This window comes from Mycobacterium sp. 1245499.0, from assembly GCF_001673615.1.
Taxonomy (GTDB): domain Bacteria; phylum Actinomycetota; class Actinomycetes; order Mycobacteriales; family Mycobacteriaceae; genus Mycobacterium; species Mycobacterium europaeum_A.
On record NZ_LZMG01000382.1, the window covers coordinates 1 to 19248 of the forward strand.

Here is a 19248-nt window from a genome sequence, read left to right on the forward strand (position 1 = left end):
TCCTGCTGTTGGGCGAGCGGCCCCAGATCCGGTTGAGCGAGGCGACCCGCTATCTGGGTGTGGCGTCGTCGACCGCGCACCGGTTGCTGGCGATGCTGGCCTATCGCGGGTTCGTCCGGCAAGACCCGGTGTCCAAGGCGTACCTGCCCGGCCCGTCGTTGACCGGGGTGGCGTTCGCGATCTTCGGTCGCATCGACATCGCCCGATCCGCCGCGCCCGTCATGCGCAGCCTGTCCGAACAGCTGCGCGAGACCGTGCACGTCGGAATGCTGGACGGGGCCAGCGTGCGGTTCGTTGCCGCGGTCGAGGGGCCGGCCGCGGTGCGGGTCGCGTCGCGGTTGGGCCGGGCCATGCCGGCCCATTGCACGTCGACGGGCAAGGTCATGCTGGCGCAGTTGCCGTCACCCGAGTTGCGTGCGTTGTTGCCGGGCGAGCAGCTTCAGCGGATCACCTCGCATTCGATCGGCAGCCGCACCGAGTTGGAAGCCGAGCTCGCCGGAATCCGCGAGCGCGGTTACGCCACCAACTCCGAGGAGAGCGAGGAAGGCGTCGCCTCGGTCGCCGTGCCGATCCCGAGCCGCGCGCCGGGGCTGCGGCTCGCGCTCAACGCCGCGGCGCCGCAAAACCGGCTGGATGCCGCCCGGTATCCGGTGGTGGCCGCCGCACTTGTGGCGGCCGCCAAGGAGATCGGCGATCAGCTCGGCTGTTGATCGCCCAGGCGTGCCACTTCGTGGCGCCAGGCCGCCTCGGCGGTGAACGCGGATCCCAAGTCCGGCAGGTCATCCCAGTCCGCGTTGTCGATGTCGCGCAGCGTGCCCCCGGCCGCGCGCACCCGCAACGACATCCGGGCCAGCGCGTCGAGGCTGATGGCCTGCAGCACCGCCTGCGCCACCGTGGCGGCGGCGCTGGTGATTCCGTGTCCCCGGCAGATCACCACCGGACGGCCGCGCATCGCCGCCACCATCTCCTTGCCCAGGCGCGAATTTCGGATCAGCACCGCGCGTTCGTAGACGGGGACGCCGCCGCGGGCCAGCCGGGCGCCGGGGATGTCGTAGGCGCCGTAGATGGGCCGGATCGTGATGCCGGCCAGGTCGGCGGCGACCACGTCGGGTGGGTGCAGGTGCGCGACGGCGACGTGCCCCGGATCGGCCAGCATCGTCTCGACGTGGATCGGCAATTCGTTGGGGACGCGGTAGCCGTCGAGTTCGCCTGGGGCGCCGGCGGTTCCGTCGAATCTGACGAGCCGGATGTCGCCTGGCCGGGTGAACGCCACCCCGGTGTCGGCATCGCTTCGACAGCGCACCAGCAGGTGCTCGTCGTCGATTCGCAGGCTCAGGTGGCCGAGGACGCCGTCGACCAGGCCGCGGGCCGCGGCGACGCGGCAGCCCTGCGCCACCACGGCGCGGTGCTGGTCCAGGTCCGTCATCGCGGTGCGCCCAACCCGAATCCGCCGTCGGGTCGCACGGTTTCGCCGGTGATCCCGCGGGACCGTTCGGAGGCCAGGAACACGTAACTCCACGCGTGGTCCTCGCCGGTGAGCGCGACGCGCAGGGGAGTGCGCGCGGCGATGTCGCTCGCCCGGTCCGGGCTGTCGTCCAGTCGGGTCGCGTCGAGTCCCAGGCTGGACAGGCCACGCAGGTCTGTGTTGAGCGTGCCGCCGGGTGCCACTCCGTTGACCCGGACCTGCGGGGCCAGTTCGTGGGCCAGCGCCGAAACCAGGCCGCGCACAGCGAATTTCGACGACACGTAGAGCACGCCGCCGCGCCCGGGATAGAACGACGACGCGGACTCGGTCAGCACGATCGAGGATCCCGGCGCGGCCCGCAGGGCCGGGATCGCCGCCTTGACCGACTGCAGATGGCTGAGCACATTGGTGCGAAACATCTCGTCGAACGCCTCGGCAAGCGCGTCGGCCTCGATGTCGCCCACGCCCCGGTAGAAGTCGAACACCCCGACGCAGTTAACCAGGGTGTCCAGCCCGCCGAAGGTATCCACCGCGGCGGCGACGGCCCGGTCGTTGGCCTCCCGGGTGGTGGCGTCGCCCTCGATCACCGGCACCTGCGGCAACTGCTGGCGCAGCGCGTCGCACTTGTGTGGATCACGTTCCAGCACGGCAACATTCGCACCCTCGGCGCCGAAGGCCGCCACCACGGCCCGTCCGATGCCCGAACCTGCGCCCACGATTAGGGCACGGTTGCCTTCCAGCCAGCCGGTCACGGCTGGGGTTCGCCGTCGTCGGGCAGCAGTGGCGCCTGGGAATTGCCGACCATGGCAGCCAGGGTACGGGGGTTCTGCCAGGTCAGTGCCTCGATTTCGAGCGCGTCCAGGGTGATCCACTGGCCGGATCTGGGTGCGCTGATCAACAGCCGTGACCCGTTACGGGTGTCGACCCGGCGCACCAGGACCTCGGTGAATTCGTTTGCGACGCTGATCGCTTCGCCGACCGCGCCATCGAGCAGCCGCTGCAGCTCGTCGTTCATAAGAACACCGCCAGGTTCTGCATCCGTAGCACCGACTCGTCGGCGATGATCTTGCGCCGGGCCAGCTTCAGTGTTTTTTTGGATTCATCACTCCAGCGCAACACGTCCTCGCGCCCGCAGGACAGCAGGGCGCCGTCGTTGACGTCGCCCCGGCTGCGGAACAGCAGCTCGGCCGATTCGACGACCAGGTGCGCTGTGTCTGCTGGGTCGTCGGGCTCAAAGGTGCGCACGTTGGTGATGAAATGGCGCAGCCGCGACGGTGGGTCCTCGGCCCACGCGTGCTCGGTGCCCATGCGCGCGACCCGCTGGCTCAGCGAGTATTTGTCCTCGTCGAAATGGTCCATGCCGGGTGAGGTGTCGAACCCGGCGCCGCGCGCGGTCGTGACGCGCACCGGCATGACGTAGCGGACGTCGTCGGTCAGGGTGTCCAGCCACGCCTCATACCGCTGGGCGTCGAGCAGGTATGCCTCGTCCACCAGGAACTGATGCGCCTGGAGATGACGAATGTCGTTGAACGGCAATGGCTTTCTCATGCCGGGACCCGCTGCAGATAGTCGGCCCACATGTTCAGCAACGCTCGCTGGTTGTGTTCGTTGTAGCCGACCTGCGCGCGGCCGGGCCCGTGGAATGCGTTGGGCGACAACGCCTCGATGACCGGGCGGTCGTCGGCGAGCAGACCCATCCTGCTGTTCAGCAGCAGCCGTCGCGCCATCGAGCCGCCCGCGGTGGTGGTCAGCGACACCCAGTTCTCCACGTCGTCTTGTTCGAACATGCCGGTCGATCCGAAGCACATCAGATACGCCTTGTACGAGTCTTGTTTGTACTGCGGCGCAGCGGCGGAGTCCACCGCGAACCACGAGCACACCTCGGTCTCGTTCGCGCTGATCGGCTGCCACAGCCGGATGGAGATGAACGGCAGCACCTGGTCTTCCCGGTCGTGCACCTTGGGCCAGTTGTGCACGAAGCTGAGGTTGGGAAAGCAGGTGGCGGCCGAGATCATGAAGCCGTCCTCGCCGACCACCCGTTGCTGTTGCGGTGTCCAGACGCCCTTGATCCGGCCGATCATGTCGTCGGGATAGCCGACGTAGCGCATCCGTTCCTCGAAGCCGCCCGGCGGAAGTTTGTAGGTGGTGCCACCGCCGCGGTGGGCCCAATAGGTGGCGCCGTCCTTGCGCTTCTGCGCTTTCGGCTCCCGGAACAACCCGATGTCGACGATGGACGCGTGGGTGTGCGGGGTGTGGTACATGTCGCCCGCGAAGTTCTCCGCGCCGATCTTCCAGTTGGCCTTGATCCGCCAGCGTTGCGGCCCGCGCACCTCGACGCCCCCGGCGCTTTGCCTGGTGTAGTAGTCCAGATAGAACCTGAAGTCGCCGAGGAACTCTTCGAGCGGTTCGGCGCCTCGGTCCATGTTGATGAACAGCAAGCCGTTGTAACTGGCGAATTTCGGTGCGGGCAACAGGGTTTGGCCCTTGGCGAAGCCCTCGTCGCCGCCGTAGGCCTCCCGGTGAAACGGCAACCCGGTGAGCCGGCCGTCGTTGCGGTAGGTCCAGCCGTGGTAGGGGCAGCGGAAGTTGGAGGCGTTTCCCATCTCCGCGCGACAGACCTGCATCCCGCGATGCAGGCACATATTGAACAGGGCCCGCACCGTGCCGTCGGAACCTCGGGTGATGATGAACGAATCGTCGAGCACGCGGCGCACCATGTAGTCGCCGTCCTGCGGGATCTCCGACTCGTGCCCCACGAACGTCCACGCCCGGGCGAACAGCCGCTGCTTCTCCAGCGCGAACAGCTCGGAGTCGTTGTAGATGTGCGCGGGGATCATCCCCCGGCGCACGTTCTCGAACACCTCGACCAAGTCGGGGCACGGGTCTGCCATTCCGGTTCTTTCTGTTCTACAGAAATGTTCTCCGCTTAGTAGAGTCCCGCAGCCGAGGGCGCAGGTCAATCACCAGGCAGCCAGGCCACCAGGTTTCTACAAGAATGCTTGGTGCCAATTCACAGGTTGCACACAACTACGCGGCCGAAGCCCGCGGCTACGGTGGTTCACGACAGCCACTCCGCGCCCGTGAGCGCGGCGTAAACAACGGGTAATCATTCGGTTTTGCGGTGATTAACCGTGGTTTTCTACTGATCTGAGGAAGGAACTGGTGCCATGGTTGGTCGGCCACGGGGGGGTCGATTGCAGCAGGTCGGATCGAGGGTCCTGGCCGCTATCGGGCGCCAGGAGTGGATCGACCGACCGAGCTATCGGTTCGAACACCTGCTCAGCTTCGCCTACAACGGGCTCGGCGGCGCCCGCAACACCGTCACCAACGCGCTCAACGGCGTCTGGCTGGGGCACCCGGTGCACCCGCCGCTGGCGTCGCTGACCAGCGGCGCCCTGGGTACGACGGTGGCGCTCGACGCGCTCAGCATCCTGCCCGGCCAGCCGGCATCCGAGGTCGTCGACGCCTCCCGATTCGCCTCGCGCGCGCTGGGGGTGGGCATCCTGGCCAGCCTGGGCTCGGCCCTCACCGGTGTCACCGACTGGCAGCACACCCACGAGGAGGATCGCCGCGTCGGCGCGGTGCACGGCCTGGTGAACGTGGCCGCCACCGCGCTGTACCTGCAGTCCTGGTGGGACCGGCACAAGGGCCGCCACGGTCGCGGCATCGCGCTCACCGCCCTGGGCTACGCCATTACCGTCGCCGGCAGCTACCTGGGCGGCGCGCTGGTCTTCGAGTCCGGGATCGGCATCGACCAGTCCGGTCCGCGGCTGCGCACCTCCATGTGGACGCCGGTGCTGCCCGCGAGTTCGTTGAACGGCAAGCCGGTGCGCGTCGAGGTCGACGGAGTGGGCCTGGTGGTCTGCAAGACCAAGCCCGGTGAGGTCGCGGCGTACGGCGAATTCTGTCCGCACCTGGCCGCGCCGATGGCCGACGGTTGGTTGGACCGCGGCCGGCTGGTTTGCCCCTGGCACGGTTCATGGTTCGCTGCCGAGTCCGGCGAGGTGGTGCGCGGTCCGGCCGCGGCGCCGCTGCCGTGTTACGAGGCCCGGTTGGTCGACGGAGTGGTCGAAGTCCGCGGCGAGCGGCAGCCCGCTCCCGGCGGCGCGGTAGGGATCGCCAAAGGAGGAGTCAATTGAACGCCTACGACGTCTTGAAGGAACACCACATCGTGATCAAGGGCCTCGGCCGCAAGATCAGCGACGCACCGGTGAATTCCGAAGAGCGCCATGCCCTTTTCGATGACCTGCTGATCGAACTCGACATCCACTTCCGCATCGAGGACGACCTGTACTACCCGGCGCTCAAGGATGCCAGCAAGCTGATCGCGGTCGCCCATGCCGAGCACCGCCAGGTGGTGGACCAGCTTTCGGTGCTGCTCAAGACGCCGCAGAGCGCACCCGGCTATGAGGACGAGTGGAACTCGTTCAAGACCGTGCTGGAGGCGCACGCTGACGAAGAGGAACGCGACATGATCCCGGCTCCGCCGGAGGTGCAGATCACCGACGCGCAGATCGAGGAGCTGGGCAACAAGATGGCCGCCAAGATCGAGCAATATCGCGGCTCGGCCCTGCACCGCCTGCGGACCAAGGGCCGCGCGGCGTTGGTGCGCGCCCTCTAAACGTCTGGTCGGCGACATCGCCCGCTTGCGGGATTCGGTGGGCCACCGAGAGTAGCCTCACGGCACATGGACGCCGAGCGGGTCGCTTGCCAGGCTGACATCACGGCGGAGATCGCCCGCATCGCAGCGCAATACCGGGGCACCGCCTCGGCCGGGGCGCACCACGGGCAGCCGCGGCTCGACTACCCGCCGTACCGCGGCACCATGCTGCGCCATCCCAAGCAGCCCCTGGTGGTCGTCGATCCCGAAGGGGTCGAGCGCTGGGCACCGTGCTTCGGCGACCAGGACGTCGAACCTCGCGACGCCGACCTGACGGCCGGCCAGGCGGGCGAGCCGATCGGGGAACGCGTCGTCGTCGCCGGACGCGTCCTGGACTCGGCCGGCCGGCCGGTCGCGGGCCAGCTGGTCGAGATCTGGCAGGCCAACGCCGCCGGGCGCTACCGCCATCAGCGCGACCAGCACCCGGCGCCCCTGGACCCGAACTTCACCGGCGCGGGCCGCTGCCTGACCGGGCCGGACGGCAGCTACCGGTTCCTGACCATCAAGCCCGGCCCGTACCCGTGGCGCAACCACCACAACGCGTGGCGCCCGGCGCACATCCATTTCTCCGTTTTCGGAACGGCTTTCACCCAGCGCCTGGTCACCCAGATGTATTTTCCGGGCGACCCGATGTTCGAGCTGGACCCGATCTTCCAGTCGATCCTCGATCCCGCCGCACGCCGACGACTGATCGCCCGCTACGACCACGACCTCACCGAGCCGGAATACGCCACCGGATACCGGTGGGACATCGTGCTGGCGGGCGCTGCTCGCACCCCGGCGCAGGACGAGCATGACTGAATTAGCCTGCACGCCAGGGCAAACCGTCGGCCCCTTCCTCGATCTGGGACTGCCGTATCCCGGTGACAACCTGATGGTCGACGCCGGCCACCCGGGGGCCATCCGGCTGCACGGCACCGTGTACGACGGGGCCGGCGTCGCCGTCCCGGACGCCCTGGTGGAGCTGTGGCAACTCGACTCCGCGGGAAACGTTGTGCGGCAGCCCGGTTCGCTGCGCCGCGAGCACGCCCTCTTCACCGGATGGGGCCGCTGCGCGACCGACCCCGACGGAACCTACTCCTTCACCACGCTGACCCCCGGTCCGGCGGCCACCGGGGCGCCGCCGTTCTTCGCGCTCACCGTGTTCGCGCGGGGACTGCTCAACCGGCTGTTCACCCGCGCCTACCTGCCCGGCGCCGACCCGCACACCGATCCGCTGCTGACGGCGGTCGCCGCCGAACGCCGCCCCACTTTGTTCTGCGTCGCCGAAAACGACGGCGCCGCTTACCGATTCGACATCCATCTGCAGGGCCCGGCCGAGACCGTGTTCCTGGCGTACTCCGAAGGCGCGCGATGAGCAACCTGTTGTGGCCCGGTGACCATCGCGCCGGTGAGCACCTGACCGACGCGGCCCTGCTGGGATCGATGGTCGCGACGGAATCCGCGTGGCTGAGCGCCCTGGTGGCCGCCGGCCTGGCTCCGGCCGGCTGCGCGGCGGCGGACCTGTCGGATCTGGTGACACGCCACGATTGCGAGGCCCTGGCGGTCGGCGCCGAGGACGGTGGCAACCCGGCCATTCCGCTGGTGAAGCTGCTACGACAGCGGGCCGAACCGGCCGTCGCGCCCTGGATTCACCGCGGACTCACCAGCCAGGACGTCCTGGACACCGGCCTGATGCTGGCCGTGCGCGCCGCCGTCGACGACCTGACAACCCGACTGGCCCAGCAGCTTTCCACGCTGTCCGATCTCGTCACCCGGCACCGGGCCACCCCCATGGTGGCCCGCACGCTCACCCAGCACGCCGCGCCCACCACCTTCGGCGCCAAGGCCACCGCCTGGCTCAACGCGACCGTCGACGCGTTCGAGCGGGTGGCCGCGCTCACCACACCGATCCAGATCGGCGGCGCCGCGGGCACATTGGCGGCGACGACGGAGCTGGCGACGTTGCTCACCGGTACCACCGACCCGGCCGGGGTCGCGCTGCAACTGGTGCACGCCACGGCGACCGCACTGGGCCTGGCCGAGCGGCCCGTGTGGCACACCGCCCGCGCGCCCGTCACCGCGGCCGCGGACGCCTTCGTCGGCTGCACCGACTGCTGGGGCCGCATCGCCTCCGACGTCGTCACGCTGGCCCGCCCGGAGATCGCCGAACTCGGCGAGCCGGCGGTGGCCGGCCGCGGCGGCTCGTCGTCGATGCCGCACAAGCGAAATCCAGTGCTCTCCATTCTGATCCGCCGTGCCGCGATCGCCGCACCCCCGTTGGCCGCGACGCTGCACACCGCGGCGGCGCTGACCGGCGACGAACGTCCCGACGGGGCATGGCACGCCGAATGGGACACCCTGCGCACCCTGGCCCGGCGCACTCTGGTCGCGGCATCCCACAGCGGCGAACTGCTCGCGGGGCTGACCGTACACACGCAGCGGATGGCCGAAAACCTGGCCGCGACGGACGTTTTGGGGGAGCAGCGGGCGATCGCCGACCTGGTGGGCAAGCAGGCGTCCGCCACCTACGTCGGCGCCGCCGACCAGCTGATCGACGCGGGCCTGAGCCGTGCGGCAACGGCGCTCGCTCAGCGCTGGTAGATGCTGGCCAGCCAGATGTGCAGCAGGGTGTCGATCACCCGGTCTTCGGGGACGGCCCCATCCTCGGCGGTGAACGCCGCGGCCATCATCCGCTCGCTCAACATGTTGAGCGCCACGGACAATTCCGCGGCCGGGATGGTGTCGGGGGCGGCGCCGCGGCCGCGCTCGGCTTTGATCGCGATGGTGGTGTAGGCGATCCAGCTGCCCATGAGCGCCGACCACAGCTGCCGCACCTCCGGGTTGGTCGCCGTGGCCGCCGCACCGGCGACGGCGACCGCCCGGTGCGACCCGGACACCTCGAAGAACGATTCGATGCGCGCCCGCCAGATCGCTTCGGGGTCACCGGATGACACCACGTCGAGGGCGCCCAGCGCCGCCTGCGCCTTGCCGTTCATCTCGTCGAGCAGCGAGAGCAGCACCGCGTTTTTGGACCGGAAATAGAAGTAGAAGGTGGGCCGCGAGATCCCGGCGCCTTTTGCTAGGTCGTCGACGGAAAAGTCGGCCAGCGGCCGTTCTTGCAACAGCCGCTCGGCGGTGGCGAGTATCGCCTGCTCGCGGTCGTCACGACAGTGGTGTGACGCGCGGCGGCCCCGCGAGGCCTGCGGATACCGTGTTTGTGTCGGGAGGTCGGACACGTCCGCAACTGTTGGGCACGCCGATATACGTCACCAAAACTGTCGATGAAAACCAGCAATAATGTCGATTAAGAACCGCGCTTTGCTGGCGACTTCTCAGTCGGCCACCGCGATCTCGATGGACAAGCACTCGCTGAGCGCGTGCGCGGCCGCCCAGTCGCCGCCGCACACCGCGCGCTCGAGCTCGTCGACCAACGGGCTGTCGGCACCGAGGTCGGCCAGCCACGCCGCCACCGTCGCCGTGATCTGGTGCGCGGGCACCCGAGCGATGTGTCCCTTGTGGAGGCGGTCGGTCAGCTGGTAGATCGTGGCCGTCGGCCTGCGCTGCGACCAATGAACCATCCATTTCGGTGAATTCATCGTGCCCTCCCCGCTAGCCTCAACGACTCATCCGACCCCGGCGGCGCGTTCAGCTCTAGGGCGCAATAGTACGTCTGTACCAATGCGTTGGCCGGTATTTTCGCCGCGCGAAATCGCGTTTTTTTGAGGTTTTTGGTCATCGGATCGCCTACCTGGCCCTACGGAAATAACGGTTGGGTCAATGCCGCGCCATCGTGGCGCGGCCCCGGTCCATGATGCGTTCCAAAACGTTGTGGGACAGGTCGCCGTCGTTGGCCACCCGTACGAGGCCCCGCCGTCGCAGGAACACGTCGAGCCGTCGGTCCGGTGACCAATCGGCGTAGATCGATCCGAGGTAATGCGACTGCAGGAAGTCCGACGCCAGCGCGTCGAGGTCGGACTCCGTCAACAACGGTGGGGTAACACCCATAGCCGGCAATCTCCTTTGTTCTCCCCGCAACTGCCGCAGCCAAGTTACGTCAGGGGGCGTCACTAAACCGTCACGCACAGATTGCGGAACGGGCCCAAAGTCGCCGGGAGTGCAAAGGCGAAGGTCGAAGCGGTGCAGCGGATGTCAGGCGGTGCCCGGGGATTCCGGTTTGTGGGCGACGATGGCGACGGCGGCCAGCCGCTTGCGGTGCCTGTGGAACGTGCGGCGCATGGTCAGGACCCGCTTGCGGGCGTCGCGATGCGCCAGCACGTTCCTGGCGAATCGCAGCGCGCCGGGAAGCCCTTCGTCGGACACCAGCCGGCGCGGCTGCAGCAGCGCCATCGGCGCCGTCGCGACCTGGTCGACCACCAGTCCGTGCTCGGCGAGCAGGTTCGACCACTCCGCGACCGTCAACGGCCGGGCGTTCACCTTGATCGCCCGGGCGAGTGCCTGCCGGATCTCGGTGCTGATCTCCTCGGGCACGTCGTCGGGAGTGAGGGCGAGCTCGTGGATCGCGTAGCGTCCGCCAGGCCGCAATACCCGCGCCGCCTCCGCGACGATGGCCCGCTTGGCCGCGTCGCCCTGCATGCTCAGCATCGCTTCTGAGATGACGACATCGCCGCTGGCGTCGGGCAATCCGGTGTCGGCCGCAAACCTGCTCGTTGTCCTGGCATCAGATCTCCTGCCCCGCAGAGCTTTCCAGCGGCTTGATCCTCGGATGCAGGTCGGGCTTGCGCAGCCCGCGCACGTCAAGTTCGTTGGCCGCCATGGGTTCTCCGACTTCGGCTCTAGTTTTTACAAGTGGCGTTGTGTAAACTCTAGCGCATGACCTACGTGATCGGGAAGCCATGCATCGATGTGATGGACCGCGCCTGCGTCGACGAATGCCCGGTGGATTGCATTTACGAAGGCGGCCGGGCGCTCTACATTCATCCCGACGAATGCGTCGATTGCGGCGCGTGCGAACCGGTATGTCCGGTGGAGGCGATTTACTACGAAGATGACCTGCCCGAGGAGCTCAAACCGCACCTGGCAGACAATGAGGCGTTCTTCGCGGAGACGCTGCCGGGTCGCGATGCCCCCTTGGGGTCCCCGGGCGGGGCGGGCAAGCTCGGTCCGCTCGGTGTCGATACACCGCTGGTGGCGGGCCAGCCCAGTGTCACCGAGGCGTAACGGGCAAGCAGCGGGAGGGGCGCGTTGAAGGTGGACAAGTCGCAGGACTCGTCGGGCGGGGAATCGGCCGGCCGGCGGCGGGCCGTGATGCGGCTGTTGCGGGCGTCGCCGGATCCGATGAGCATCGCCGGGATCGCCGACGTGCTGGGCGTGCACCCCAACACCGTTCGCTTCCATCTCGACAGCCTGGTCGCCGACGGCCAGGTGGAACTCGTCGAATTGGGCCGCAAGGGACCGGGCAGGCCGCCGCTGATGTTCCGGGCGGTCCGGCAGATGGATCGCGGCGGTACGCGGCACTATCGGCTGCTGGCCGAGATTTTGGCGACGGCGTTTGCCACCGAGCGCGATCCCGGGCCCAAGGCCCTGGCCGCGGGCCGGGCGTGGGGGCAGAAGATGGACGCCGAGCTGCACCCGTTGCCCGACGACGCCGACAGCGCCGAAGAGGCGATCGCCCATCTGATCGACGTGCTCGACGAACTCGGCTTCGCCCCCGAGCGACGGGTGAGCGACGGACAGCAGCAGGTCGGGTTGCGGCACTGCCCGTTTCTGGAATTGGCCGAAAACCGCTCCAGTGTGGTGTGCCCGGTGCATCTGGGCCTCATGCAGGGAGCCATGGAGACCTGGGGGGCGCCCGTCTCGGTGGACCGGCTCGACCCATTCGTCGAGCCGGACCTGTGTGTGGCTCACCTGACGCTGCAAGGGGCGGCCAAATGACCACCGGCACAGCGTTTGCCGTCGCGCTGACCTTCGTCTGGCTCGGCATGGTGCTGGCCATCTCGTTCCTGGAAGCCCCGCTGAAATTCCGGGCGCCCAATGTGACGCTGCAGATCGGACTGAGCATCGGGCGGTTGGTCTTTCGGGCGCTGAACACCGTTGAGGTGGCCTTCGCCCTGGTCATCGGGGCCATCGTGGTGGCCGGTCCCACCCGGGCGGGCGTCACAATGGCCGTCGCCGTCGCGGTCGCCGCCCTGGCGATCCAGCTGGTCGCGGTGCGTCCGGCGCTGACCCGTCGTGCGGACAAGGTGCTCGCCGGATCGGACGGACCGCGCTCGCGCGCCCACTACTTCTACGTCGCGCTGGAGGCGGTCAAGGTGGTCGCCCTCGTGGTGGCGGGGATACTGCTACTGAGCGGCTAACTGCCCACCGACGAGGCCCCAGGCGGCCTTGCAAATTTCGAAGGACCGACATGGATTCCATCTCGCTGACCGACCTCTCGGCCGAAAAGATCGCCGAGGCCAAGCAATCGCACAGCGGTCGCGCCGCCCACACCATCCACGGCGGTCACAGCCACGAGCTTCGCCAGACCGTGCTGGCCCTGCTGGCCGGCCACGACCTGTCCGAACACGACAGCCCCGGCGAGGCGACCCTGCAGGTGCTGCAGGGCCACGTGCGGCTGACCACCAGCGGCGACGCCTGGGACGGCAAGGCCGGCGAATACGTCGCGATTCCGGCCGAACGGCACGCCCTGCACGCGGTCGAGGATTCGGTGGTCCTGCTGACCGTGCTGAAGACCATTCCGTCGGCGCACTAGCCCCGATGTTGTCGACGCCCTGGTCAACGAGCTTCGGACTGCGGGTCCCCATCGTCAACGCCCCGATGGGCGGCGTCGCGGGCGGCCGCCTGGCCGCGGCGGTCCGCCGGGCCGGCGGCCTCGGCATGGTCGGCATGGGCAGCGTCGCGACCCGAGAGCTACTGGCCGAGCAGCTCCAGCACGTCCAGGGCAGATTCGGCATCGGCATGGTCGACTGGGTGATGCGCAACGAGGCCGGGCTGCTCGAGGACGCGCTGGCCGCCCGGCCCGCGCTGCTGTCGATCAGCTTCGGCACCGAATGGTCGTGGGTCGCCAAGGCGCATGACGCCGGAATCCCCACGGTCACACAGGTTTACGACAGCGACGGGGCGCGCCGGGCCGTCGACGCCGGCGTCGACATCCTGGTCGCGCGCGGGTCCGAGGGCGGCGGACATGGCGAGGACAAGCTGGGCCTGCTGCCGCTGCTGGACGCGGTGCTGGACGCCGTCTCGGTGCCGGTGCTGGCCGGCGGCGGTGTCGCCTCGGCGCGCAGCCTGGCCGCGGTGCTGGCCGCCGGCGCCAGCGGGGCGTGGGTGGGTACCAGGTTGTCGGCGTGTCCGGAGGCGTTGACCGGCGACACGGGCCGTCGGGCGCTGGTCACGGCCACCGAGACCGACACCGCCGTCACGCGGGTCTTCGACGTCGCCAAGGGCCTGCCCTGGCCCGCACGCTTCCCGTCGCGGGTGTTGGCCAACGACTTCGTCGAGCACTGGACGGGCCACGAGGAGGCGCTGGACGCGGGCGCCTGCGATGAGCTGGCCGCCGCGATCGCCGCCGGCGATTGCCGGATCGCGCCGGTGGATGCCGGTCAGGGCGTGGGGATGATCCGCGACGACGCGTCGGTGGCCGACGTCATCGACGAGATGTGTACCGGGGCCGAGGAATTGCTGTCCCGCTGGGGGCCTACCGGCGGGCGGGCCTGAGCACGACGCAACAGCGGTCCGGGCCGGGACAGAGCCGGGCGTCGGGGCCGTGCGGTGCGAGCGCGTCGGCCACGCCGGTGAGCAGCGCGTGGTTCATGTTGCAGGCCAGCTCCGTCTGCTCCTGGGCCAGCGCGTGGAAGGGACAATTGGCGAGCTCGACCTCGTCGTCGGAAAACCGCGGCTCGTAGCCGTACCGGCCGAGCAGGCTGACCGCGCGCCGCAGCGCGGTCGCGGCGTCGGCGGGCGGTCGCTTGCCGGCGCCGATCGAGTGGCCGTACTCGCGGGCGACGCGGTTGAGCACCTCGGTGACCGGCTCCCCGGTACCGGCCGAGCGGGCGATGGCCGTCGCCATCAGGCGCCCGGCCAGCTCGTATTCGCGCTGCGGAAGGCTGACCGCGATGTCGCGGCGCGCCCGCCGATACAGCTTGGAGGTCCGTCCGGCGCCGGGCCCGGAGCGGCCGGTGCGGCGCGCGAACTCGGTTTCCAGCAGACCCTCGGCGGTGAGCCGGTCCAGGTGAAACTTGGCCTGATGGTGGGGGATTCCCACCGCGTCGGCCGCCTGGTCGCGGCTCACGAGCCCTGGTTGGGCGCACACGAACTGATAGAGCCGGCGGCGCACCGGGTCGGCGAGCGCGCCGATACCAGCGGCGTCGCGCTCCAGGGCGTCCGCGTCGTCCATCGACCACCCGTTCTAACAGACAAAATCCTTGACGCTACAGTCTACCCAATCTAACGTTCAAAATATATCCGTTAGAAATGGAGGTCGCCATGAGCACCAACCACGTCAGCACCACCAACGCCCTGGCCGATCAGCTGCGGGATCCGGCCTACTCGGCATACTTCGCGCTGCGCGCCGTATTCACGGTCGCGCCCATCGTTTTCGGCCTGGACAAGTTCTTCAACCTGCTGACGCACCCGCATCGCTGGAGCATGTACCTGGCCGGATGGATCGACGATCTGGTGCCCGGCACCGCCGATCAGTGCATGTACCTGGTGGGGGTCATCGAGATCGTGGCCGGGCTGCTGGTCGCGGTGGCGCCGCGGCTCGGCGCCTGGGTGGTCGCGGCGTGGCTGGCCGGCATCATCATCGACCTGGTCAGCGGGCCCGGCTTCTACGACGTCGCGCTGCGCGACTTCGGTCTGCTCGTCGGCGCAATCGCGCTGGCCCGGCTGGCGCAGGGCGTGCACACGGGCGCCATCGGGGGTGCCGTCACCACCCGATGACGGTCACACCGCCCGCAGGTAGCGCCTGGCGATGAGGCGCTGACCGACCTTCACCACCGGCCCGCCGGCCTTGCTCCACCAGGTCGCGGGCCGGGAGAAGGCCGACACCTCCGCGTACACCGCCGAGGTGGCCGGGTCGCGCCGCACCACGAAGCGTTCCTCGCCGGACTCCGGATGGCCCGGCAGGGTGCCGTAGCCGAAGCCGCGGATGTCGGGTTCGTCGACGACGTAGACGACGCGGCAGGGTGCCGGCACAAAGCCCAGCTTCACCACCACCACCGCGTCGACGACGGCGATCTCGGAGCTGGCCTGCACGCGCAACCCGGACCCGCGCTGCATGCCCCAGCGCATGACGGCGGCCGCGGCCTGCTCGAAACGCTGCTGGCCCGTGCCGATTTGGCGCTCGGCGTGTTGATGGTCGTAGCCGGCGGGCAGATCGCCGCTCGCGGTCGCCCCCACTTCGGGGTAGGTCAGGGGTAGTTCCTCGAGCGCGCGCAGGTCCACGTGCTCAGCTTGCCACGCCGGGATGCGCGGTGGCAGTCGGCGCGTACGGTCTAAAGGTGTGACCGCAGAAAACACGAAAACTGTTGCAGGGGCGTCCGGAACATTCACCTTCGGCGGTGACCTGACCGTCAACCGACTCGGCTTCGGCGCCATGCGCCTGACGGCCAAGGGCGTGTGGGGCCCGCCCGACGACCGCGACGAGTGCGTCCGGGTGCTGCGGCGGGCAGTCGAACTCGGGGTGAACTTCATCGACACCGCCGACTCCTACGGCCCGTACTACTCCGAGGAGATCATCCGCGAGGCGCTACACCCCTACGACGGCCTGGTGATCGCGACCAAGGCGGGGCTGCTGCGCACGGGCCCCGACGTCTGGATTCCGTTGGGCAACCCGAATTACCTGCGCCAGGAATGCGAGATGAGCCTGCGCCGGCTGGGCGTCGACACCATCGACCTGTTCCAGCTGCACCGCATCGATGCGAACTTCCCGCTGGAAGACCAGGTGGGCGAGCTGCTCACCCTGAAGAACGAAGGCAAGATCCGCCACATCGGCCTGTCCGAGATCGACGTCGACCAGCTGAAGACCGCCCTGCGCATCACCGAGATCGTCTCGGTGCAGAACATGTACAACCTGACGGCCCGCAGCGCCGAGCCGCTGCTGGACGAGGCGACCAAACAGGGCATCGGGTTCATCCCGTGGTTCCCGCTGGCGGCCGGGCCGCTGGCGGCCGCCGACGGTCCGCTGCAGCGCATCGCCGCCGACCACGACGCCTCGCCGTCACAGTTGGCGCTGGCTTGGCTGCTGAAACGCTCGTCGGTTATGGTGCCGATCCCGGGGACGTCCAAGGTCGCGCACCTCGAGGAGAACGTCGCCGCCGCCGAGATCGAGCTGTCCGACGACGAATTCGAGACGTTGTCGGCGGCCGGCGCCCAGCAGCCGGCCTAACCACCGCGCGAAAGCCCGCCGGCCGGGCAATACGGTGTGGTGGTGGCCGAACACCAGCGACACCCCGGCGGCGGGTTCAATCCGCCGGAACCGACGACCAAGGGCGGGCCCGACTACGGCAGGTTCATCGACGCCGTGCGCTCGTTGCAGGATCACGCCCGGGCCGCCGACGCGCCCGATGAGGTGATCACCGAGGCGGCCGACCTGCTGGAGAAGGTGTCGGCGCTGCTGGCCCCGTACGACGCCGACGAATGGGCGTCCCCGTCGGGCCGGCGGATGGACCTGCCGATGCGCGGCAACATCCTGACCATCCCGATGTCGGCGCACAGAGGCGACGACGGCCGCGTCCACGGCCAGGCCCGCTTCGCCCGGTTCCACCTGGGCCGCAATGGCGCCGTGCACGGCGGCGCGCTGGGCATGCTGTTCGACTCGGTCCTCGGGTTGTCGGCCTCGGTGCTCACCGGCAACCCGCGCCAGCGCACCGCCTACCTCAAGATCGACTACCGCCACATCGTCCCGATCGAAAAGGAACTGCAGTTCGACGCGGGCGTCGATCGGGTGGACGGGCGCAAGATCTTCGTGTCAGGCCGGCTGACCGACGGTGATCGGTTGCTGACCGAAGCCGACGCGTTGTTCGTGCGGCTCAAACCTGGCCAGCCCTGAGCGGGGTCGGCCCCGATAGCATTGCAGCGATCGACGCCTCACACGACCAACCTTGGAGAACCAGCCTCATGAGCGCCCCCGCCAACCACGTCCCGCTTGCCCCTATCCGGGTGCCCGCCGGGACCACCGCGGCCGCCGCGGTCGGCGAAGCCGGGTTGCCGAGGCGCGGCACGCCCGATGCCGTCGTGGTGGTGCGCGACGACTCGGGAAAGCTGCGCGACCTGAGCTGGACGCCCGACGCCGACGCCGAGGTGGTCCCGGTGGCCGCCAACACCGACGAGGGCCGCAGCGTCATCCGGCATTCGGCCGCCCACGTACTGGCCCAAGCCGTCCAGGAGCTGTTCCCGCAAGCCAAGCTGGGGATCGGGCCGCCGATCACCGACGGCTTCTACTACGACTTCGACGTGCCGGAGCCGTTCACACCGGAAGATCTGGCCAAGCTGGAAAAGCGGATGCGCCAGATCGTCAAAGAGGGCCAGCTGTTCGAGCGGCGGGTGTACGAGTCCAAGGACCAGGCGCGCACCGAGCTGGCCAACGAGCCGTACAAGCTCGAACTCGTCGACGACAAGTCCGGCGACCCCGAAATAATGGAGGTCGGCCCCCCTGGTTCCAATGACGAACTCACCGCCTATGACAACCTCAATCCCCGTACCCGGCAACGGGTTTGGGGTGATCTGTGCCGGGGTCCGCACATCCCGACGACCAAGCACATCCCGGCGTTCAAGCTGACCCGAAGCTCGGCCGCCTACTGGCGCGGCGACCAGAGCAACGCCAGTCTGCAACGCATCTACGGCACCGCCTGGGAGTCACAGGAGGCGCTGGACGCCTACCTCGAGCTGATCGAAGAGGCCCAGCGCCGCGACCACCGCAGGCTGGGCGTCGAGCTGGACCTGTTCAGTTTCCCCGACGAAATCGGTTCCGGCCTGGCGGTTTTCCACCCCAAGGGCGGCATCATCCGTCGCGAGCTGGAGGAGTACTCGCGGCGCAAGCACATCGAGGCCGGTTACGAGTTCGTCAACACCCCGCACATCACCAAGGAACAGCTGTACATCACGTCGGGCCACCTCGAGTGGTACGCCGACGGCATGTACCCGCCGATGCACCTCGACGCGGAGTTCAACGCGGACGGCACGGTGCGCAAGCCCGGGCAGGACTACTACCTCAAGCCGATGAACTGCCCGATGCACCACCTGATCTACCGGTCGCGCGGCCGCTCGTACCGTGAGCTTCCGTTGCGGCTCTTCGAATTCGGCAGCGTGTACCGCTACGAGAAGTCGGGCGTGGTGCACGGCCTGACCCGGGTGCGCGGCATGACCCAGGACGACGCCCACATCTACTGCACGCGGGAGCAGATGCGCGACGAGCTGACCTCGCTGCTGCGCTTCGTGCTCGACCTGCTGGCCGACTACGGGCTCAACGACTTCTACCTGGAACTGTCCACCAAGGACCCGGAGAAGTACTCGGGCTCCGACGAGATGTGGGACGAGGCCACCGAAGTCCTGCGCGAGGTCGCCGTGGCGTCCGGGTTGCATTTCGTTCCCGACCCCGGCGGCGCGGCGTTCTACGGCCCGAAGATCTCGGTGCAGGTCAAGGACGCGTTGGGCCGCAGCTGGCAGATGTCGACCATCCAGCTCGACTTCAACATGCCCGACCGATTCGAGTTGGAATACACCGCGTCCGACGGGTCGCGGCAGCGGCCGGTGCTGATCCACCGCGCGCTGTTCGGATCGATCGAGCGATTCTTCGGCATCCTCACCGAGCACTACGCGGGGGCGTTCCCGGCGTGGCTGGCGCCGGTGCAGGTGGTGGGCATACCGGTCGCCGACGACCACGTGGAATACCTGGAAAGCATTGCCGCACAGTTGAAATCGCACGGTGTGCGGATCGAGGTCGACGCCAGCGACGACCGGATGGCCAAGAAGATCGTCAACCACACCAATCAGAAGGTCCCGTTCATGTTGCTGGCCGGCGACCGCGACGTCGAGGCCGGCGCCGTCAGCTTCCGGTTCGGGGACCGCACCCAGATCAACGGCGTGCCCCGCGACAGCGCGGTCGACGCGATCGTGAAGTGGATCGCCGATCGCGAGAATTCCGTGCCCACAGCCGAACTCGTGAAAGTGTCAAGTGGTGAGTGAC

At 68.7% G+C, this 19248-nt stretch carries 25 protein-coding genes and 1 pseudogene; 15 read left to right on the forward strand and 11 right to left on the reverse strand.

All coding sequences use genetic code 11. From position 1 onward, the window contains the following. A partial coding sequence (locus A5646_RS23585) for an IclR family transcriptional regulator (RefSeq protein ID WP_067024586.1) occupies positions 1 to 710 on the forward strand: 710 nt, incomplete at its 5' end. On the opposite strand, the gene A5646_RS23590 is transcribed toward A5646_RS23585, so the two are convergent. The 5 genes from A5646_RS23590 to A5646_RS23610 are packed head-to-tail and all read right to left on the reverse strand — an operon-like array spanning position 695 to position 4356. Beyond that, entirely contained in the window at positions 695 to 1426 is a 732-nt protein-coding gene (locus A5646_RS23590) for a class II aldolase/adducin family protein (protein WP_067024589.1), read from the reverse strand. The two genes, A5646_RS23585 and A5646_RS23590, sit on opposite strands and share 16 nt — an antisense overlap. Then, positions 1423 to 2217 (reverse strand): 3-(cis-5,6-dihydroxycyclohexa-1,3-dien-1-yl)propanoate dehydrogenase, encoded by a 795-nt coding sequence (gene hcaB, locus A5646_RS23595; RefSeq protein WP_066866120.1) that lies wholly within the window; start codon positions 2215 to 2217, stop codon positions 1423 to 1425. The genes A5646_RS23590 and hcaB overlap by 4 nt, the downstream gene beginning before the upstream one ends. Beyond that, entirely contained in the window at positions 2214 to 2480 is a 267-nt protein-coding gene (locus tag A5646_RS23600; RefSeq protein WP_066866118.1) for a dihydrodiol dehydrogenase, read from the reverse strand. The genes hcaB and A5646_RS23600 overlap by 4 nt, the downstream gene beginning before the upstream one ends. Next, the gene (locus A5646_RS23605) at positions 2477 to 3013 is read right to left on the reverse strand and encodes a 3-phenylpropionate/cinnamic acid dioxygenase subunit beta (RefSeq protein WP_066882207.1); all 537 of its coding nucleotides are present in this window, start codon (positions 3011 to 3013) and stop codon (positions 2477 to 2479) included. The genes A5646_RS23600 and A5646_RS23605 overlap by 4 nt, the downstream gene beginning before the upstream one ends. After that, positions 3010 to 4356: a Rieske 2Fe-2S domain-containing protein gene (locus A5646_RS23610; protein WP_066882205.1), complete on the reverse strand. Its 1347-nt coding sequence runs from the start codon at positions 4354 to 4356 to the stop codon at positions 3010 to 3012. The genes A5646_RS23605 and A5646_RS23610 overlap by 4 nt, the downstream gene beginning before the upstream one ends. 276 nt (positions 4357 to 4632) lie before the next feature. Between A5646_RS23610 and A5646_RS23615 the strand changes: the two genes are divergently transcribed. The 5 genes from A5646_RS23615 to A5646_RS23635 all read left to right on the forward strand — a co-directional run bounded on the left by A5646_RS23615 (position 4633) and on the right by A5646_RS23635 (position 8708). Then, positions 4633 to 5604: a Rieske 2Fe-2S domain-containing protein gene (locus A5646_RS23615; RefSeq protein ID WP_067024593.1), complete on the forward strand. Its 972-nt coding sequence runs from the start codon at positions 4633 to 4635 to the stop codon at positions 5602 to 5604. Then, positions 5601 to 6086 carry a hemerythrin domain-containing protein gene (locus tag A5646_RS23620; RefSeq protein ID WP_066866110.1) on the forward strand — a complete coding sequence of 162 codons (486 nt, stop codon included), beginning with the start codon at positions 5601 to 5603 and terminating at the stop codon, positions 6084 to 6086. Before A5646_RS23615 ends, A5646_RS23620 begins: the two co-directional genes overlap by 4 nt. 66 nt (positions 6087 to 6152) lie before the next feature. Further along, positions 6153 to 6926, forward strand: coding sequence for a protocatechuate 3,4-dioxygenase subunit beta (pcaH, locus tag A5646_RS23625; RefSeq protein WP_067024597.1), 774 nt, complete (start codon positions 6153 to 6155; stop codon positions 6924 to 6926). Continuing rightward, complete coding sequence (gene pcaG / locus A5646_RS23630; RefSeq protein ID WP_067024601.1) at positions 6919 to 7482, forward strand: protocatechuate 3,4-dioxygenase subunit alpha; 564 nt, start codon at positions 6919 to 6921, stop codon at positions 7480 to 7482. Before pcaH ends, pcaG begins: the two co-directional genes overlap by 8 nt. Further along, entirely contained in the window at positions 7479 to 8708 is a 1230-nt protein-coding gene (locus A5646_RS23635; protein ID WP_067024604.1) for a lyase family protein, read from the forward strand. Before pcaG ends, A5646_RS23635 begins: the two co-directional genes overlap by 4 nt. Here the strand turns inward: A5646_RS23635 and A5646_RS23640 are convergent. From A5646_RS23640 to A5646_RS23655, 4 genes and pseudogenes are all read right to left on the reverse strand, one after another. Beyond that, positions 8696 to 9343, reverse strand: a complete 648-nt coding sequence (locus tag A5646_RS23640; protein ID WP_067024607.1) for a TetR/AcrR family transcriptional regulator — start codon at positions 9341 to 9343, stop codon at positions 8696 to 8698. The two genes, A5646_RS23635 and A5646_RS23640, sit on opposite strands and share 13 nt — an antisense overlap. Before the next feature lie 96 nt (positions 9344 to 9439). Continuing rightward, a complete protein-coding gene (locus A5646_RS23645; protein WP_066882193.1) occupies positions 9440 to 9703 on the reverse strand; it encodes a hypothetical protein in 264 nt (87 codons plus the stop codon). A 178-nt stretch (positions 9704 to 9881) separates the two neighbouring features. Continuing rightward, the gene (locus tag A5646_RS23650) at positions 9882 to 10091 is read right to left on the reverse strand and encodes a hypothetical protein (RefSeq protein WP_197505270.1); all 210 of its coding nucleotides are present in this window, start codon (positions 10089 to 10091) and stop codon (positions 9882 to 9884) included. 165 nt (positions 10092 to 10256) lie between these two features. Beyond that, a pseudogene (locus A5646_RS23655) lies at positions 10257 to 10793 on the reverse strand (methyltransferase domain-containing protein); the annotation flags it as partial. 144 nt (positions 10794 to 10937) lie between these two features. Here A5646_RS23655 and fdxA point away from each other — a divergent pair. From fdxA to A5646_RS23680, 5 genes are all read left to right on the forward strand, one after another. Then, positions 10938 to 11285 (forward strand): ferredoxin, encoded by a 348-nt coding sequence (gene fdxA, locus A5646_RS23660; protein ID WP_066882188.1) that lies wholly within the window; start codon positions 10938 to 10940, stop codon positions 11283 to 11285. Between the two features lie 87 nt (positions 11286 to 11372). Continuing rightward, entirely contained in the window at positions 11373 to 11999 is a 627-nt protein-coding gene (locus A5646_RS23665) for a metalloregulator ArsR/SmtB family transcription factor (protein ID WP_231997825.1), read from the forward strand. After that, the gene (locus tag A5646_RS23670) at positions 11996 to 12421 is read left to right on the forward strand and encodes a hypothetical protein (RefSeq protein WP_067024615.1); all 426 of its coding nucleotides are present in this window, start codon (positions 11996 to 11998) and stop codon (positions 12419 to 12421) included. Before A5646_RS23665 ends, A5646_RS23670 begins: the two co-directional genes overlap by 4 nt. Positions 12422 to 12471: 50 nt before the next feature. Further along, positions 12472 to 12816 carry a cupin domain-containing protein gene (locus tag A5646_RS23675; RefSeq protein WP_066866090.1) on the forward strand — a complete coding sequence of 115 codons (345 nt, stop codon included), beginning with the start codon at positions 12472 to 12474 and terminating at the stop codon, positions 12814 to 12816. 5 nt (positions 12817 to 12821) lie between these two features. Then, positions 12822 to 13778: a nitronate monooxygenase family protein gene (locus tag A5646_RS23680; RefSeq protein WP_067024618.1), complete on the forward strand. Its 957-nt coding sequence runs from the start codon at positions 12822 to 12824 to the stop codon at positions 13776 to 13778. Here A5646_RS23680 and A5646_RS23685 read toward each other — a convergent pair. Beyond that, positions 13759 to 14457, reverse strand: a complete 699-nt coding sequence (locus A5646_RS23685) for a metalloregulator ArsR/SmtB family transcription factor (RefSeq protein WP_067024620.1) — start codon at positions 14455 to 14457, stop codon at positions 13759 to 13761. The genes A5646_RS23680 and A5646_RS23685 overlap by 20 nt on opposite strands. An 89-nt stretch (positions 14458 to 14546) precedes the next feature. Here A5646_RS23685 and A5646_RS23690 point away from each other — a divergent pair, with 89 nt between their 5' ends. Continuing rightward, positions 14547 to 15002, forward strand: a complete 456-nt coding sequence (locus tag A5646_RS23690; protein ID WP_067024659.1) for a DoxX family membrane protein — start codon at positions 14547 to 14549, stop codon at positions 15000 to 15002. 3 nt (positions 15003 to 15005) lie between these two features. Here the strand turns inward: A5646_RS23690 and A5646_RS23695 are convergent, their stop codons facing one another. Then, positions 15006 to 15506 (reverse strand): DUF1990 family protein, encoded by a 501-nt coding sequence (locus A5646_RS23695; protein WP_066866084.1) that lies wholly within the window; start codon positions 15504 to 15506, stop codon positions 15006 to 15008. A gap of 58 nt (positions 15507 to 15564) precedes the next feature. Between A5646_RS23695 and A5646_RS23700 the strand changes: the two genes are divergently transcribed. The 3 genes from A5646_RS23700 (at position 15565) to thrS (ending at position 19247) form a co-directional block, all read left to right on the forward strand. Further along, on the forward strand, positions 15565 to 16449 hold the full coding sequence (locus A5646_RS23700) for an aldo/keto reductase (protein ID WP_231997824.1): 885 nt from the start codon (positions 15565 to 15567) through the stop codon (positions 16447 to 16449). A gap of 36 nt (positions 16450 to 16485) precedes the next feature. Further along, complete coding sequence (locus tag A5646_RS23705) at positions 16486 to 17112, forward strand: PaaI family thioesterase (RefSeq protein WP_067024626.1); 627 nt, start codon at positions 16486 to 16488, stop codon at positions 17110 to 17112. Positions 17113 to 17180: 68 nt separating this feature from the next. Then, positions 17181 to 19247 (forward strand): threonine--tRNA ligase, encoded by a 2067-nt coding sequence (thrS, locus tag A5646_RS23710; RefSeq protein WP_066863815.1) that lies wholly within the window; start codon positions 17181 to 17183, stop codon positions 19245 to 19247. Position 19248: the final 1 nt, after the last annotated feature.

Bases quoted from the DNA above. Each gene is read 5' to 3' on its own strand.
- pcaG (WP_067024601.1), top strand. From the start codon at position 6,919: ATGACTGAATTAGCCTGCACGCCAGGGCAAACCGTCGGCCCCTTCCTC.
- A5646_RS23615 (WP_067024593.1), top strand. From the start codon at position 4,633: ATGGTTGGTCGGCCACGGGGGGGTCGATTGCAGCAGGTCGGATCGAGG.
- A5646_RS23610 (WP_066882205.1), bottom strand. From the start codon at position 4,356: ATGGCAGACCCGTGCCCCGACTTGGTCGAGGTGTTCGAGAACGTGCGC.
- A5646_RS23600 (WP_066866118.1), bottom strand. From the start codon at position 2,480: ATGAACGACGAGCTGCAGCGGCTGCTCGATGGCGCGGTCGGCGAAGCG.
- A5646_RS23670 (WP_067024615.1), top strand. From the start codon at position 11,996: ATGACCACCGGCACAGCGTTTGCCGTCGCGCTGACCTTCGTCTGGCTC.
- A5646_RS23690 (WP_067024659.1), top strand. From the start codon at position 14,547: ATGAGCACCAACCACGTCAGCACCACCAACGCCCTGGCCGATCAGCTG.
- A5646_RS23590 (WP_067024589.1), bottom strand. From the start codon at position 1,426: ATGACGGACCTGGACCAGCACCGCGCCGTGGTGGCGCAGGGCTGCCGC.
- pcaH (WP_067024597.1), top strand. From the start codon at position 6,153: ATGGACGCCGAGCGGGTCGCTTGCCAGGCTGACATCACGGCGGAGATC.
- A5646_RS23635 (WP_067024604.1), top strand. From the start codon at position 7,479: ATGAGCAACCTGTTGTGGCCCGGTGACCATCGCGCCGGTGAGCACCTG.
- A5646_RS23680 (WP_067024618.1), top strand. From the start codon at position 12,822: ATGTTGTCGACGCCCTGGTCAACGAGCTTCGGACTGCGGGTCCCCATC.
- A5646_RS23685 (WP_067024620.1), bottom strand. From the start codon at position 14,457: ATGGACGACGCGGACGCCCTGGAGCGCGACGCCGCTGGTATCGGCGCG.
- fdxA (WP_066882188.1), top strand. From the start codon at position 10,938: ATGACCTACGTGATCGGGAAGCCATGCATCGATGTGATGGACCGCGCC.
- A5646_RS23665 (WP_231997825.1), top strand. From the start codon at position 11,373: ATGCGGCTGTTGCGGGCGTCGCCGGATCCGATGAGCATCGCCGGGATC.
- A5646_RS23675 (WP_066866090.1), top strand. From the start codon at position 12,472: ATGGATTCCATCTCGCTGACCGACCTCTCGGCCGAAAAGATCGCCGAG.
- A5646_RS23645 (WP_066882193.1), bottom strand. From the start codon at position 9,703: ATGAATTCACCGAAATGGATGGTTCATTGGTCGCAGCGCAGGCCGACG.
- thrS (WP_066863815.1), top strand. From the start codon at position 17,181: ATGAGCGCCCCCGCCAACCACGTCCCGCTTGCCCCTATCCGGGTGCCC.
- A5646_RS23605 (WP_066882207.1), bottom strand. From the start codon at position 3,013: ATGAGAAAGCCATTGCCGTTCAACGACATTCGTCATCTCCAGGCGCAT.